The organism is Ruegeria sp. SCP11 (genome assembly GCF_040329455.1).
Lineage (GTDB): Bacteria > Pseudomonadota > Alphaproteobacteria > Rhodobacterales > Rhodobacteraceae > Ruegeria > Ruegeria atlantica_E.
In genome coordinates this window covers 566,331-581,169 of sequence record NZ_JBDZYG010000001.1, presented here as the reverse complement: position 1 = coordinate 581,169, position 14,839 = coordinate 566,331, and the positions used below count along the sequence as shown (strand labels likewise).

The following is a 14,839-nucleotide window of genomic DNA, read 5'->3' as shown; positions in this document are numbered from 1 at the left end:
TATGACCACCGACCCTCTTGTTGTCTTTACCCCCTCGGGCAAACGCGGGCATTTCCCCGTTGGTACCCCTGTTCTGACCGCTGCCCGACAATTGGGCGTGGATTTGGATTCGGTCTGCGGCGGGCGCGGGATCTGCTCAAAATGTCAGATCACGCCGAGCTATGGAGAATTCCCCAAACACGGCGTTTCGGTCTCTGAGGATGCGCTAAGCGAGTGGAACGCGGTCGAGCAGCGCTATGACGACAAACGAGGGCTGAAACCGGGACGCCGTCTGGGCTGTCAGGCGACAGTTCAGGGCGATATCGTGATCGACGTGCCGCCCGAAAGCCAGGTCCACCGCCAGGTCGTCCGCAAAGCCGCCGCAGCTCGCGCCATCACAATGGACCCGGCCACCCGTCTGTACTTCGTGGTTGTGGAAGAGCCCGACATGCATTCGCCTACCGGTGATCTGGAGCGTCTTGAACGCGCTCTGCGCCAGCAGTGGAACATCGAGGCCGTCACTGCCGATCTGTCGCTGATGTCAAAGCTTCAGCCGGTGCTGCGCAAGGGCAAATGGGAGGTCACGGTTGCCGTTCACAAGGGCCACAAGGACACTGTTGCACGTATCGTGGAAATCTGGCCCGGCCTGCATGAAAGCGGGTTGTACGGCCTGGCCATTGACCTCGGCTCGACCACTATCGCGGCACACCTGACCGATCTTGAGACCGGAGAAGTAAAAGCGTCCTCGGGCTTGATGAACCCTCAGATCCGTTTTGGCGAAGACCTGATGAGCCGCGTTTCGTACTCGATGATGAACCCCGGCGGGGACCAAGAGATGACGAAAGCCGTGCGCGAGGCGATCAATGACCTAACGGTTTCGATTGCGGATGAGGCCGGAATTGACGCCGACCTTATCGTGGAAACAGTATTCGTATGTAATCCGGTCATGCACCACCTGCTTTTGGGGTTGGACCCGGTTGAACTGGGACAGGCCCCGTTTGCGCTGGCAACGTCAGAAAGCGTCTCTCTGCCCGCACGTGAAATGGACCTGAATAAAATGAACCCGCGGGCGCAGGTCTATATCCTGCCATGTATCGCAGGCCACGTGGGTGCAGACTGTGCCGCGGTGGCTCTGTCCGAAGAACCCGGCAAGTCCGAGGACCTCGTGCTGATCGTGGATGTGGGTACCAACGCCGAAATCCTGCTTGGCAACACCACGCGTGTTCTGGCTTGCTCGTCGCCGACAGGTCCGGCGTTTGAGGGTGCACAGATCAGTTCCGGTCAGCGCGCGGCTCCCGGGGCCATCGAGAGAATCGAGATTGCCCCCGCAACCAAAGAGCCGCGCTTCCGTATTATCGGTTCAGACAAATGGTCCGACGAGGAAGGGTTCGAACAGGACGTCGCCACAACTGGTATCACCGGCATCTGCGGCTCGGGTATCATTGAAGCCGTCGCCGAAATGCGTATCGCTGGCCTGCTGGATGAAAGTGGCTTGATCGGATCGGCCGAACAAACCGGTACCGCCCGTTGTGTCCCCGAAGGACGTACACACGCCTATCTGATCCACGATGCCAGCGCAGAGGGCGGCCCGCGCATCACCGTGACCCAGGGTGATATCCGCGCCATTCAGCTGGCCAAATCGGCGCTCTACGCCGGCGCGCGCCTCTTGATGGATGAAATGGAGGTCGACAAGGTCGACCGGGTTGTTCTGGCCGGTGCGTTCGGGGCCCACATCTCGACCAAACACGCGATGGTTTTGGGCATGATCCCCGATGCACCTTTGGACAATGTCTCAAGCGCGGGCAACGCCGCCGGAACCGGCGCACGGATCGCCCTGTGTAATATCGCCGCCCGAACTGAGATAGAACGTGTCGTGCGCGAGATCACAAAGGTCGAAACTGCCATCGAGCCCAAATTCCAAGATCACTTCGTCGCCGCCAACGCGATCCCGCACAAAACCGATCCTTTCCCGGAACTGGCGCAGGTCGTTACCCTGCCCGCGCCTTCGTTCAATACTGGCGGGGATGAGGAAAAGTCTGGTCGCCGTCGCCGCAGGAGGTCATAGTCGCCTCATTGTTGGGAGGCATTGATGGATCTGGCAAACGAAGAACAGGCGGAATACTGGGGTAACTCGGACTCCGGTACCAAGTGGCTGACCTACGAAGATCAGCTAGATCAGAATTTCGCCTCGGTTCTTGAGTTGGTTCTAAACCGCGCCGGACTATCGGAAAGTACGAATGTACTAGACATCGGCTGCGGCACGGGCGTCAGTACCCTGGCTGCAGCTGAGCGTGTTGGGCCGGCGGGGCATGTTCTGGCAGCCGATATCTCGCAGCCCTTCCTGGATCGCGCGCAAATTCGTGCCTCCGAAAAAGGTTTGACCAACATCCAGTTTCAATATGCGGATGCGCAGACATTTACCTTTCCGCAAGGCCAGATGGATGCCGCAATCTCGCGCTTTGGTGTGATGTTCTTTGAGGACACGGTGGCTGCTTTTGCCAACATCGCGCGTGCCTTGAAACCCGGTGGAAAGATGACCTTCGCGGCTTGGGGCCCCCTAGGCGACAACCCTTGGTTCAAAGTGCCTCATTTGGCGGCGGTCAAGCGGTTGGGCCAGCCACCGCGCGTCGACCGCTATGCGCCTGGACCGCTGGCATTTCACGATCTGTATCATGTCACCGGCATGATGACGCAAGCCGGTCTGACCGATGTGAGCGGCGAAGCGGTGCCAATGGCGTTACCCGGTTTTGGTGGCGCCGAAGGTTCCGCAGCCCTGTGTACGCGCGTTGGCCCTGCGGCCCGCGTGATAGCGCATTTTGATGGCAATGCGCAGGATGTTGAGGCCATTCAAAACAGCGTCACAGAGGATTTCCGGCGCTTCCAATCTGGAACAGACCTACGCATCCCGGCCGTTATCAATCTGTTTCAGGCACGCTGGCCGGGATAATAAGATCGGAACAAGCGGCCCCAAGTGATACTGCAACCACACGGCCAATCCCCTCTCCCCGGAAGTTCTGAATATTGGGGTAAACAGCTTTTGAAAACGCTTGGCTCTGGTACGCCAAACTTTAAAAAATTCATGAAATTGTATATAATTTGTTAATAGAAGCTTTAAAGCGGACTCGTTCGCGGGACGTGTCATGGGGGGCCAAAAGACAAAATCTGTCCAATCGAATGGAAGCGAATGGCATGCCTCCATGTCGGTCGCGTTGGCGCTTGGGCTGGGCTTCTTTGTATTGACTTCCGTTGCTGGCGTATTGGGCGTGGGCTTGGTCGTTGGCTACCGAAACACTTCCGAGTTGTTGACACAAAAGGCGCAATTGATCATTGGCGCGCAACGTCAGCAGGTTGAACGCTATTTGACCGCGGCCTCAGACCAAATCGATTTCATTGCAACTCGGATTTCCTCAGATGAAGTAGAGCCGGACGGGTCCGAAGAATTCGTCAGCCTGCTGTTGGGGGCCGTTTCGGCGACCCCTCAAATTCTGCGCATTCAGTTCATAGACGGAGAACAAATCCTGACTGGCGTCGAGCGTGTTCAGGACGAAACCTTGCCGATTTTCTTGAAGATCGGCGATGATGTGGACTTGCTGCACCTCATAAGCGATGCGATTGAAACCGGAGAGTCCCACTGGGGGCGTATTCTCTGGCGTGAAGAATATGCGCAAGCAGTGTTGAATTATCAAAAACCCGTCATTCGGCAGGGCAAAATTATCGGCGTCCTGTCCGCCTGGGTTTCTATCGTAAAACTGTCCGAGTTCTTGGCCGATCAGGAAGTGGAGTTCGGCGCAAATGTCTTCATGCTTTATGGAAAGAATTCTGTTTTGGCGCACCCACTTATGGCGTTCGGTTACGCTGGGTTGAATCGCGCCGCCCCTCTGCCAGAGCAAAATCGATTTTCCGACCCTATCGTTGCGGCGATGTGGCTGCCCAATGATCGCTTCAGTGTCGCCAAGTATTTTCTGACCGGAGCAAACACCCGCTTTGTTGCGTATGCCGATTGGGAGTATGTCGTTTTCTTTGATGAGCTATCTAGTTACGGCCCTCACCCCCTTACCGTTGCGACATATTTCGAAGCCCACGACATTATCGCCGAGGCAGCTCGACTGAAATGGGCCATAGTATTCTGCCTCATCATGGCAGTTCTCTCGGCGGGGATGGCTGCACTGATCGGACAAAAAATTGCGCAACCAGTTCGTCGATTGTCGGACAGCGCCAAGCGGGTTCATGATCTGGACATATCCAACATCGCCGAAATCGAAGGCTCTTTCTTTCGCGAACTGGACGAAGCCGCACGTTCGTATAATTTCATGCTTGATGGCCTTCGTTGGTTTGAACTCTATGTTCCCAAGCGGTTGGTACGCCAATTGATGCGCCATCATACTGGCAAACAGATCAATTCCGCACATCGCGATGTCGTCATAATGTTTACTGATATCGTCGAATTTACGGCTCTGTCCGAACACCTGACCGCGCCTCAAACCGCATTGTTCTTGAACGAGCACTTTGCTGGTCTTGCCGAGTGCATCCAACGCAATGGCGGTACCATCGACAAGTTCATCGGAGACTCGGTGATGGCGATTTGGGGGGCACTGGAGCATCAGGACGACGCGGCTGACCTGGCCTGTCATGCGGCAATCGAGATCGCGCAGTGGATCGAGGATTACAACCAGCACAGGCGACTGGATGCGGGGCTATCGTATTCGGTTAGACTACGTATCGGGATACACATTGGTCGCGTGGTCGTTGGAAATATCGGGAGCGAAGGCAGACTAAGCTATACCGTCGTTGGAGACGCCGTGAATGTCGCCCAACGTCTAGAGGAAGCTGGTCGAACCCTGGGCAACATTGAAGACGAAGTGAATGTTCTGACATCCAGCTCAGTCCGCAGCGCTTTGGTTAAACCACTCGAGTTCGAACGCATCGGCGCACATAAACTCCGTGGCAGAGAGGAGTTGGTCGAAATTTATTCACTCAAACTGCAATAGAGAAAAAAGGCACGCCTAGACTAAGGGCTTATTCAAGGTACATAAAGCCGTCCACACAACAACCAACCCATTGTAATATTTAGGGGTATCCGTGGAGCGGGTAGCGGGAATCGAACCCGCGCGTTCAGCTTGGGAAGCTGACAGGCTACCATTACATCATACCCGCCGCGTAGCGCTGGATAGCACCGCGCGTCGATTGTCTGCAAGCGACTTTCAGACAGGAGCAGGATTTACTCAGTCCGTGCCCGCAGGCTGTCGATCAGCGACTGGTCCACATCCAAGGCTTCGAAGGCCGCATCCAACGTCTTCTTGTCCAGATGCTGCGGATTGAGGTCCATGTCTTTTGAAAACGCATCGACAATCGCCTGCATCGCTTTGATTCTTGCATATTTCTTGTTGTTTGCCGGGATCACATGCCACGGTGCGATCTCAGTTGAGGTGCGGGCCAGCATCTCATCCACGGCAACCTCCGCTTCGTCCCACCGTTCGCGGTTGCGGAAGTCCTCATAAGTCAGCTTCCAGCGTTTCATCGGGTTGCGCAGACGTTCTGTAAACCGCTCCATCTGTTCTTCCTGAGAGATGTGGAAGAACAGCTTTACGATGCGGGTGCCGTCATCCACCAGCATGCGTTCAAAATCGTTTATTTCTTGATAAGCTGCCCGCCAACGCTCTTCCGGAGTGAACTTCTCGATCCGTTCGACCAGAACCCGCCCGTACCAACTGCGGTCAAAGGCCGAGATCGCACCCTGGGGCGGCAACCTCTCCCAAAAGCGTAACAGGTAATGGCGGTTGAGGTAGTAGTTCCGAGGGGCGCCAATGGGCCACACCTTGAAACTGCGCGGGTCCAGCGCTTGGCTGATCCGCCGGATGGTGCCGCCCTTGCCCGCCGCGTCCCAGCCTTCAAAGACAAGTACGCCCTTGGCCCCGTGAAACAGAAAGGCCTGTTGTATCAGCGCCAATTGCGCCTGCAATTCAGCAAGTTTTTCGAAATACGCCTGCTTGCCCAGTTTCTGGCTGAGGTCTGCGTCCGCAAGCTTCGGAGGATGATGCCGTGTCATATCTGCGCTGGTCCTTCGTCATCTGCTCCAAACAGTCTGACTTCCTGCGCAAATTTAAGCCTTGATCGGTGTCAAGAATGAAAAAGGCCGGGCAAACTGCCCGGCCTCGTCAATTTTGAGCTTTGTGGATCAGGCGCGGCGACGGCGTCCACCGCCACGACGTCCACCGGCGGCGCCGGCAGCGCCTGCCTCGTCCGGCGATTTGTTGAACTTGATCCATGCCCCACCATGCGGGTCATTGTTGGTCAACAGGTTGGCGGCGCGGATGGCCTCCATTTCCTTACCTGCGCGCGGCTTGGTCGAGCCCAGACCGAACATCTGAACAAATGCCTCGTCATCCATGCCTTCGGGCAGAATGATGCCAGCGGCAACAACCTGTTCTTTCTTCTCGGCAATCTTTTTCTGCGTAGTGGGCAGAGCCACCGGGTTCATGATCGCCGACGTCATTCCAGCACCCATGGCCATCGGCAGGAACGCGTTGTTGATGCCGTGACGGTTCGGCAGACCGAACGAGATGTTGGACGCACCACAGGTGGTGTTCACGCCCAGTTCCTCGCGCAGACGACGGACCAGAGCAAACACCTGCTGACCAGCGGTTGCCATTGCACCGATGGGCATTACCAGCGGGTCAACGACGATGTCATGCGCAGGGATGCCGAAATCGGCGGCGCGCTCAACGATCTTCTTGGCCACGTCAAAACGGACATCGGGGTCTTCCGAGATGCCGGTGTCGTCGTTCGAGATCGCCACAACCGGCACGTTGTATTTCTTGACCAGCGGCAAAACCAGTTCCAGACGCTCTTCTTCGCCAGTCACCGAGTTCAGCAGCGGACGACCTTCTGCCGCCTCAAGGCCAGCTTCCAGAGCACCGGGAACCGACGAGTCGATGCACAGCGGCACGTCGACAAGCCCCTGCACCAGATCAACGATCTTGCGCATCAGCGGCGGTTCGGTCTCGTTCGGATTGGGGTTCGAGTTGTAAACAACGCCCGCATTGATATCCAGGACTGTTGCGCCTGCCATAACCTGCGCCAGCGCGTCTTTCTCGACGGTTGAGAAATCGCCCGCTTCAAGTTCGGCAGCCAGCTTTTTACGGCCGGTCGGGTTGATCCGCTCACCGATCACGCAGAACGGTTCGTCAAAGCCCAGGACGGCGGTTTTTGTTTTTGATTCTACGACTGTACGGGTCATGTCCGTTCCTTAGGAGTTTACAGGCTTTGCCGAAGCGCCGCCGTTATTGATCGCCCAGTTGGCGTTGGTCTTGATCCCGCCCAGCGGGAAGAAATGCACGTTGGTGATGTTGAAGTCCGGGTTGGCCGCTTTGTGGTTAGCCAGTTCGGTGACAACATCGGTTGGCTCATAGGGTAGCAGCAGCTTGGAAACATCCATCGCGCGCTTTTGCAGAACCTTTAGCGACGGGCCAACACCGCACGCAATAGCGAATTTGATCAGGGTCTGCAGCTTAGCCGGACCGGCGATACCGATATGAATCGGCAGATCAATACCCGCTTCTTTCAGGCTGTCAGCCCATGCGATGATCGGTTTGGCGTCAAATGCAAACTGAGTCGCCAATGCCATCTCGGCATCGGTGGTTTCGTTAAACTTTTGCTTCCAGCGCAGAGCGTCGTCGACGTTTTTGGTCGAACCGTCCGGGTCGATGTCCTTGTTGCCCTCGGGGTGGCCTGCCACGTGCAGACGCTTGAAGCCTGCCTTGTCGAACAGACCGGTTTCCAGCAGCTGCATCGAGCTATCGAAATCGCCATGCGGGTTCGCAACACCGCCAGCCAGCAGCAGCGCCTGATCAATGCCGGCCTCACCCTGATACATGGAAATCCAGTTTTCCAGCGTCGCCGCGTCCTTGATGATCCGCGCCGGGAAGTGCGGCATCACCGGGTAACCTTCAGCCGCGATGCGCTTGGCCGTTTTGACCATGTCCTCAATCGGCGTGCCTTCGATATGGGCGATGTAAACGCGCGTACCCTCGGGCAGTAATGCGCGGAAATCCTCGACCTTTTCGGCGGTGCGCGGCATCACCTCGATCGAATAGCCCTGTAAAAAGGCTTCGACGGTCGGATTGACTGGGCCGTTTTCGACCGCATCACGTTTCTTAAAGTTCAGCAAAGCCATTGCGGCCTCCCATATAGATCTGGGGCTCATGCCCAACCGTCATTGGCGATCAGGGCCTTGATGCGATCCTGATCGTATTCCGTTTCCAGACGCACGGCCTCAGCCTCGGCAATCTCGGACGGATCGCCCTCAACTGCAAAAGGCTCGGCTTTGCGCCACTCGGCCAGGTAGGCATCGCTGTCCTTGGCATTCACCTTCATGGCAGCCCGGTCGATGGCTTGCTCGAACCGTTCCTCCAACTGCCGCTTGGCGCCCCGGCGACCTTTGCCGACGATGACTTGAGCGGGAATATCGCGCCAGTAAACGATGGTGACGTCAGGCATTGTTGCTGATTCCTCCTAACCAGATGGGGAGTTTCTAAACTTCTATATGGGTCAAAGTCGGTCGATTTTCGACACACGACGTATTTCAAACGACCTTTTGCTCACGACGGGATACAGGGCTTGTATCGGAAACGCGCGCAAACGCGCATATCAAAATACTCATCACTTTAATGAGCGTCTTGCACGATGGATTGGGCCGACCTATGGTCGGGGTAACTCGAAAATCGGAGGGCGTTAAAGATGGCGCCCAAGCGTCCCAAAGGTGCGGGCGCGTTCCCGAAGGCGGTTGAAAGCCCCGCGCCGGCAAGACCCGATCCAGATGCATTATATGCAGCGCTGGATTTGGGAACAAATAGCTGCCGCATGTTGGTAGCCCAGCCCAAGGGCAGCGGGTTCCATGTGGTAGACAGCTTTTCCAAATCCGTGCAATTGGGCGCGGGCTTGGAACGGACCGGACGGCTGTCTCGGTCATCGATGGCGCGCACCATTCAAGCGCTGCGCATCTGTCAACAAAAGCTTAAGCGAAATAAAGTCAAACGGATGCGACTGGTCGCGACCGAGGCGTGTCGCCGCGCAAAGAACTCGCGTGACTTCATCCGGCAGGTGAAACGCGAGACCGGCCTGCCCCTGGAAATCATTCAGCCCGAGGAAGAGGCCCGTCTAGCCGTGATCTCTTGCGCACCGCTGGTGTCGACCAAGACCGAACAGTTGCTGGTTGTTGATATCGGTGGCGGCTCGACCGAGTTGGTGTGGATTGACATCTCTTCCGTACCCCGCCGGGACCGTCCGGCCGCGATCATGCGCCTGCACAATGGGTTCCACACTGCGGACAGCCCATTTCCAGCAGCCAAAGTGGTAGATTGGATCAGCGTACCGCTAGGCGTTGCGACACTTCGAGATCAGTTCCACGACGTGGAAGATGACTCGGCGCGCTTTGCACTGATGAGTTGGTTTTTTGAAGAGAACCTTGCCGATTTTGCTCCTTATAAGGACGAGCAAGCCCGCGAAGGGTTCCAGATTGTCGGCACTAGCGGCACGGTGACAACAGTGGCGGCCTCGCATCTGGGGCTGAAACGTTATGACCGAACCAAGGTGGACGGTCTGCGTATGACCAGCGATCAGATTGACAAAGTCATACGGGGATACTTAGAACTCGGCCCACTGGGGCGGCGGCGAGATCCGCGTATCGGCGATGACCGGCAGGCCCTGATCATGTCCGGCTCAGCCATTCTGCAGGCTTTGTTACGCTGTTGGCCCACTGACCGCCTTTCCGTGGCGGATCGTGGGCTGCGCGAAGGTTTGCTTTATGCGCAGATGAGCGCGGACGGTGTATTGGAAGACGGACCGTTCTGATGGCGAAGACACCGAGTGGAAAAAACAACTCAGGCCGCGGGCAACGCGACCTGAAGGTAAAGGTGAAAACAGCGCGTGGGCGCAAGCTCAGCTCGACCCGCTGGCTTGAGCGGCAGTTGAACGATCCTTACGTGAAACGCGCGCAGGCCGAAGGCTATCGCGGTCGCGCGGCGTACAAGATTCTCGAACTGGACGACAAGTTCCGCTTTCTCGTTCCCGGCGCGCGGGTCGTCGATCTGGGCTGTGCCCCCGGAGGCTGGCTTCAGGTCGCGGTCAAGCGGGTGAACGCGCTGGGCGAACGATCGGGAAAGCGTATCGGCACAGTTTTAGGCGTTGACCTGCAAGAGGTCGAACCCGTCGCAGGTGCCGAAGCGCATGTTCTGGACTTCATGGAAGATGATGCCGACGAAAAGGTCAAAACATGGCTAGGCGGCAAGGCGGATGTGGTTATGTCCGATATGGCGGCGGCATCGTCCGGGCATAAGCAAACCGACCACCTGCGGATCATGGCCCTGTGCGAAACAGCGGCTTATTTCGCCTTCGACGTTCTGGAGGAAGGTGGCACTTTCGTCGCCAAGGTTCTTGCTGGGGGTGCCGAGGGCGATCTGCAGAAACTATTGAAGCAGAAGTTCGAAAAGGTGGCGAATGTGAAACCGCCCGCATCCCGATCGGACAGTTCTGAGAAGTTCGTGGTCGCGACTGGTTTTCGCGGCTGACCTAGTCGTCCAACCAGCTCCGATCACCGGCTAGAAACTGCTCACGCAAGGACGCCGCTGCCGTGCGTTGAAGCAACAACGCTTCACCATGATTGATGTATTCCGGTTTTCTGGCCTGAAGATCAGCAATTCTCTGGTTCAACGACAATGGGTTTTGCAACTGAGATGTGTGGACCGGTTTGTCGGACATGAGTCACCTTGAGGTCTAGCAGAGTTTCTACTTTGACCCACACTTAGCCGGGAAATTTGCCGGTATCGTGGCACAAACCGGGCCGCGTAATGCCGATCTATGGGGACAGTTGCGACTTAAGTTGCAACAAACCCGGATCTTCCGGCAGCATCGTCAGCCCTTCTTCCAGAGCCGCGCGCCCGGCCTCTGGGCCTCGATTTATCTGTGCCAATTGCACCAACATCGGCCAAGCCTCGGCGCGCTGCGGGTCGAGGGTGACAACCTCTCGGAAGGCGCGTTCAGCGGCCGGAGCGTTGCGGAAGGTCACTGCCATGCCACCCAAAACAAGGTGAGTTTCAGGGAAATCGAGGCGGTTGGATATAGCTCCTTGCCATTCAGCCATGCCCTGCCCGACCAAAGCCTGTTGCTCCGGTGTCAAGGATTGGCTCGGAATGTTCAGGAACTCTTTAGCGGCAGAAATACGCACGTTTCGAAAGGGGTCCGAGAGCAGAGGTTCAAGCCGCCGGACCTGATCGGACACCGTCGCCTGACGTTGTAAAGGCACCGCATTGGCGCGCACCAAGGGATCCGGATCAGACAACAAGGATGCTGCCTGCATCGCAACCTCCTCGGACCCGAAGGGTTGGAGCAGATAGGCCGCCGTGGCCCGTACGATGCCGGCTATTTGCGGGTCAGTCGCAATTGCCAGCAATTCATCCGGCCCGTTCGCCTGCCCCGTCAAAGCCGATCGAAACGCTGTTCCGTAGTGCGCGCTCCGGTGAATGGAGACTGGAAACCACGCCTCGATCTGTTGTGCAGCCCAAGCCTGATCTTCGGTTTGATGGCAATCGGTACACGCATCCTGCCCCAAACCCAAATCGGGGCGCGGGATACGGAAACTATGATCTCGCCGTCCATCAACGCCCATATAGACGCGTTCGATCATATGACAGGACGTGCATTGTGCGCCTTCAGTACCTTCTGCGTGGTGGTGATGCGCGGGCGTGTCGTACTCCTTTGCTGTCAGGGTCGGAAAATCAGGGTTGCCCGCCGGTGAGTGACATTGGTTACAAACCCCATTGCCGTCCGCCTTCAACTCCGCGCTGTGCGGTTCATGGCAATTCATGCAACTGACGCCCTGCGCGTACATCTTGGATTGCAGGAACGAACCGTAGACATAGACTTCGTCCAATATCTGGCCGTCCGGATGATAGAGACCGGGGCGTAGCACCGCCAGATTATAGGCATCGTGGTAAGGTTTTCCCGGGATCGGGTTACCGTCTCCATGCGCTTCGCGCCGGGAATGGCACCCGGCGCATTGTTGGATTTCTGTCTCGGTCCGGCCCTTGCCCCAATCCATTGTGAAGCCAAATTCGCTCAGATCTGCATCGACACTTTGACCTTGTGTCCAATCGATGTGCGCCGAACCCGGGCCGTGGCAGGCCTCGCACCCAACCCCGATCTCTGCTTGCACCGATGCATAACTGCGGGTCTGCGCGTCGTAGTTTTTGTCAAACCCTGTGGCGTGGCATTCAGCGCAGCGGGCGTTCCAGTTCTTATACGGCCCGGTCCAGTGCAACCCGTCATCCGGCGGCAGGTCTTGGTCAGGATATAGATGAAACCAACGCTTTTCCTCAGTGTCCCAGACGACGTCAAAACTCTGCAATCTGCCGGGTTCCGTTTCGAACAGATATTGCTGCAATGGCTCAATGCCGACCACCGAATGCACCTCGTAGAGCTTTTTCGCCCCGTCTTTCTCGGTCACGTGGGCCTGCAGAACGCCTTCGTCGCGCTCAAAGTCCACCGTCATTCCGTCGTGATCGAACCGCGTCTCATCAAAATCCGCTTTAACATGCCCATCGTCTACCCGCGTCCAGGCCAGTGCGTGATGGGACCCTGCCCATGCCTCGGCTTCATCCGTGTGACACTCAACACACTGCTCTGATCCCACGTAGTCAGGCGTTTGAGCCAATGCATCGAACGGTACCCACAGAATAAGAAGGAACGCCCACCGTCTCACGTCGCTTGCCCGTCACTCTCATTCTGCAAGTCCATCAAAGCGCCGTTGTATTCCGCTCCGAGGATGAGAATGGCTGCACACAAATACAGAAAGATCAGCGCGGCCATCGCCCCGGCAAGACCTGCGTAAGTAGCACTGTAGGAGGCGAACTGTGCGATATAGACAGAAAATCCCCACCCTCCTGCCGCCAATAGCGCCAGTGTCAGCAATACACCCGGCAGAATTTGCCTTAACTTGTGACGCCCTGTCGGCAGTATCAGATGCGCCAAAACCACGACGCCAATAGGAACACCGACCGTGAACGTCCAACGCAAGCGATCCACCGACAACCAGTCGGACACGTTCACATCCGTTTTTTCGGAAACGAGTTGAGTGTAGATGGGCAAAACAACTTCGACTGCGGCAATTACCAGAATGCCAATACCGCCAATGACGACCAGCCCCAGACATAGCAATCGGGTTTTCCAAAAAGGCCAGCTATCGTGGTCGTGATAAGCTTGGTTCATCGCAGCACGTACCGCCATGACTCCATTTGAGGCAAAAAACACGGCCAGCAAACCACCCAGCGTGATCACGCCCGAGCCTGACTCGTCCAAAACCGAGCGTAACTCTGCCACGATCGGCGCGGCAACATCCTGTGGCCAAGCGCCAAATATCAACTCGATCAGTTCGTTCGTTACATAGTCCTGCGACAGAGAGCCAGCGAGAGCAACGGTGAACAGAACGAAGGGAAACAACGCCATCATCATCGACATGGCGACGTGGCTGCTCATGACAAAGCCATTCTTGGAGCCGAACCTATTCAAGGCCAGAAAAAGCGCCTGAACCGGTCGGCCTAAATAGGGAATCACACGCGCGATCATGACGAAAGCCTAACCCGCCCGCTCCGTTCACTGAACCGGCAAATCAAAAAGCTGCGCAAATAATCTCCGACAAATGTCTGGGCGCATTGCATAATCCGCCCCCGCTGTGCAGGATCAGCTTTAAGCCCTCTGCGCAGCTCCCGAAACAGGCCGAAATATGACACTGGACAATGACACCATAGCGTCCCCTACAAGGCTCAAGCTTTCCGTTGTACGGGACGTGTCCATTGTTGCGACGCTTGTGGTGCTGGGATTATATGCCGGATCCGCGTTTCTGATCCCGCTGACCATGGCCTTGCTCATCAATGTCTTGATTATAGCTCTAAGCGACCGGATCATCGCCCTGACCCGAATGCCCGTCTGGCTGGCAAACGTCGCAGGCGTCACGGTTGTTTTGGCCGGCTTGTTTGTGATCATGTATATTCTGGGAAGCCAGGCGACCCAGTTTGCCAGAACAATTGGCACTTACGAAGATCAGTTCGACGAAGCCGTCAATCGTGTCACCGGTCTAGTAGGCAACGACGTGACCAAGTTTATTCGCGACAACCTGATCAACATCGACATGTCCTATGTTGCGAGAGTTCTTCTTGGCAGCGCAACTTCATTGCTGAACCAATTCTTTCTGATCAGTCTTTACGTCGCCTTCCTCATGGCCGAGCGGCTGGCCTTTCGGAAAAAGATACAGCTGGCTGCAGGAGACCCCAAAACCGGTAGCGAATTTGCGGCCATTGTAGATGCGATATCCTTCAGCCTGCAACGTTATGTCGGGGTCAAGACACTGATCAGTCTGATAACTGCGGGCATCAGCTATTCGGTTTTCAAAATTCTGGGTCTGGAATTTGCGGAAACTTGGGCCGTCCTGACCTTCGCCCTGAATTTCATACCATCAATCGGCTCAATTATCGCGGTGATTTTTCCGTCCATGATTGCTCTGGTTCAATTCGAAAGCATTGGGCCATTCCTGATCATAGTATTTGGTTGCGGTACAATTCAGTTCCTGATCGGCAACTTCCTGGACCCCGCCTTTCTTGGCCGATCTCTGAATATGTCCACCTTCCTCGTTATCCTGGCACTGATGTTCTGGACCACGATCTGGGGATTGATCGGCGCTTTCTTGAGCGTGCCCCTGACGGTCTGCATTCTGATCGTTTTCAGCCATATTCCAGCTCTGCGCCCAGTTGCCATCCTGATGTCGCTGGATGGAAGACTGGGCGAAGAAATCAGCCCCAGCTCTGCTAGCTAA

12 protein-coding genes and 1 tRNA gene are annotated in these 14,839 nt (G+C 56.4%); 6 read left to right on the top strand and 7 right to left on the bottom strand.

Going from position 1 to position 14,839, the window contains the following annotated elements:
* Position 1: 1 nt before the first annotated feature.
* The 3 genes from ABLN94_RS02910 to ABLN94_RS02900 all read left to right on the top strand — a co-directional run bounded on the left by ABLN94_RS02910 (position 2) and on the right by ABLN94_RS02900 (position 4,967).
* Positions 2-2,044, top strand: a complete 2,043-nt coding sequence (locus tag ABLN94_RS02910) for an ASKHA domain-containing protein (RefSeq protein ID WP_352988918.1) — start codon at positions 2-4, stop codon at positions 2,042-2,044.
* 24 nt (positions 2,045-2,068) lie between these two features.
* Complete coding sequence (locus ABLN94_RS02905; RefSeq protein ID WP_352988915.1) at positions 2,069-2,926, top strand: class I SAM-dependent methyltransferase; 858 nt, start codon at positions 2,069-2,071, stop codon at positions 2,924-2,926.
* 250 nt (positions 2,927-3,176) lie between these two features.
* A complete protein-coding gene (locus tag ABLN94_RS02900; RefSeq protein WP_352988912.1) occupies positions 3,177-4,967 on the top strand; it encodes an adenylate/guanylate cyclase domain-containing protein in 1,791 nt (596 codons plus the stop codon).
* 92 nt (positions 4,968-5,059) lie between these two features.
* Here ABLN94_RS02900 and ABLN94_RS02895 read toward each other — a convergent pair.
* From ABLN94_RS02895 to ABLN94_RS02875, 5 genes are all read right to left on the bottom strand, one after another.
* Positions 5,060-5,133 (bottom strand) — tRNA-Gly (locus tag ABLN94_RS02895).
* Positions 5,134-5,197: 64 nt separating this feature from the next.
* The gene (locus ABLN94_RS02890; protein ID WP_352988909.1) at positions 5,198-6,025 is read right to left on the bottom strand and encodes a polyphosphate kinase 2 family protein; all 828 of its coding nucleotides are present in this window, start codon (positions 6,023-6,025) and stop codon (positions 5,198-5,200) included.
* Between the two features lie 129 nt (positions 6,026-6,154).
* Positions 6,155-7,216 carry a methyltetrahydrofolate cobalamin methyltransferase gene (locus ABLN94_RS02885; RefSeq protein ID WP_170492960.1) on the bottom strand — a complete coding sequence of 354 codons (1,062 nt, stop codon included), beginning with the start codon at positions 7,214-7,216 and terminating at the stop codon, positions 6,155-6,157.
* A 9-nt stretch (positions 7,217-7,225) separates the two neighbouring features.
* Positions 7,226-8,152 carry a methylenetetrahydrofolate reductase gene (locus ABLN94_RS02880; RefSeq protein ID WP_352988906.1) on the bottom strand — a complete coding sequence of 309 codons (927 nt, stop codon included), beginning with the start codon at positions 8,150-8,152 and terminating at the stop codon, positions 7,226-7,228.
* A 26-nt stretch (positions 8,153-8,178) separates the two neighbouring features.
* Entirely contained in the window at positions 8,179-8,475 is a 297-nt protein-coding gene (locus ABLN94_RS02875) for a virulence factor (protein ID WP_170324990.1), read from the bottom strand.
* 240 nt (positions 8,476-8,715) lie between these two features.
* On the opposite strand from ABLN94_RS02875, the gene ABLN94_RS02870 reads away from it, so the two are divergent.
* Both ABLN94_RS02870 and ABLN94_RS02865 read left to right on the top strand, forming a co-directional pair.
* The gene (locus ABLN94_RS02870) at positions 8,716-9,828 is read left to right on the top strand and encodes a Ppx/GppA phosphatase family protein (protein ID WP_170492965.1); all 1,113 of its coding nucleotides are present in this window, start codon (positions 8,716-8,718) and stop codon (positions 9,826-9,828) included.
* The gene (locus tag ABLN94_RS02865; RefSeq protein WP_170381081.1) at positions 9,828-10,544 is read left to right on the top strand and encodes an RlmE family RNA methyltransferase; all 717 of its coding nucleotides are present in this window, start codon (positions 9,828-9,830) and stop codon (positions 10,542-10,544) included. Before ABLN94_RS02870 ends, ABLN94_RS02865 begins: the two co-directional genes overlap by 1 nt.
* Before the next feature lie 287 nt (positions 10,545-10,831).
* On the opposite strand, the gene ABLN94_RS02860 is transcribed toward ABLN94_RS02865, so the two are convergent.
* Together ABLN94_RS02860 and ABLN94_RS02855 are read right to left on the bottom strand one after the other, a co-directional pair.
* Positions 10,832-12,733: a multiheme c-type cytochrome gene (locus ABLN94_RS02860; RefSeq protein WP_352988902.1), complete on the bottom strand. Its 1,902-nt coding sequence runs from the start codon at positions 12,731-12,733 to the stop codon at positions 10,832-10,834.
* Positions 12,730-13,596, bottom strand: a complete 867-nt coding sequence (locus ABLN94_RS02855; RefSeq protein WP_352988899.1) for a YihY/virulence factor BrkB family protein — start codon at positions 13,594-13,596, stop codon at positions 12,730-12,732. Before ABLN94_RS02855 ends, ABLN94_RS02860 begins: the two co-directional genes overlap by 4 nt.
* Positions 13,597-13,753: 157 nt before the next feature.
* Between ABLN94_RS02855 and ABLN94_RS02850 the strand changes: the two genes are divergently transcribed.
* Positions 13,754-14,839 carry an AI-2E family transporter gene (locus ABLN94_RS02850; protein WP_352988898.1) on the top strand — a complete coding sequence of 362 codons (1,086 nt, stop codon included), beginning with the start codon at positions 13,754-13,756 and terminating at the stop codon, positions 14,837-14,839.